The organism is Stenotrophomonas sp. P5_B8, from assembly GCF_054049855.1.
This window is the reverse complement of record NZ_JBFULO010000863.1, coordinates 1-602: the sequence shown is the minus strand read 5'-3', so window position 1 is coordinate 602 and position 602 is coordinate 1. Positions and strand designations below refer to the sequence as shown.

General features: G+C 57.0%; 1 protein-coding gene. It reads left to right on the top strand.

Translation table 11 applies throughout. From position 1 onward, the window contains the following. On the top strand, nt 1-602 hold a 602-nt coding region (locus ACXJKH_RS21880; protein ID WP_457322534.1), incomplete at both ends, for a CSS-motif domain-containing protein.

Sequence of the window (602 nt, the reverse complement as noted above, 5' to 3'; positions counted from 1 at the left end):
CTACTACTACGACAGCGAAAGCGCCGAACGAGTCGCAGCGCGCGCGGTGGCTCAGATCGAGGCAATTGCTTCTAACAGCCAGGCAGCGGCACGGCTCGCCGCCAACGCGAGGGACATTTGCTCTCCGGACGATGTCGACAAGCTCAAGGAGATCACATTCCGCTCTGCCTACCTGAGCGATGTTGGCCGAGTAAAGAACGACCAAATCGTTTGTACGGCGCTATGGGGAGTCCTCGCCACCCCCATCCGACTTCCTCCGGCGAACTACCACCGCAAAAGTTTAAGGATTTGGCGTGCCGAAGAGGTCCTTGGATCCCGTTATCATCAGACCAACTTGGTACTCCGCGACGACCTACTTACTGTCAGCTCTCCCTCAGCGTTCGATGACATCGATCCCGTGCATCGCAGTTCGATCATGGTCTTTAGCCAGGACAAGAAACATGTCTTCAAGGCAATAGCAGCGCGGCGGATGACTGGCGGCTTCTCCGAAAGTGTCATTGTGAGGCAGTTGTGTAGCAACACTATCGCGGCCTGCGCGGCTGTGCGGCTTCCACGCAAAAGCCTTTGGCAGCTCAACGCTTGGCTGCTTGGATGTCTAGCGA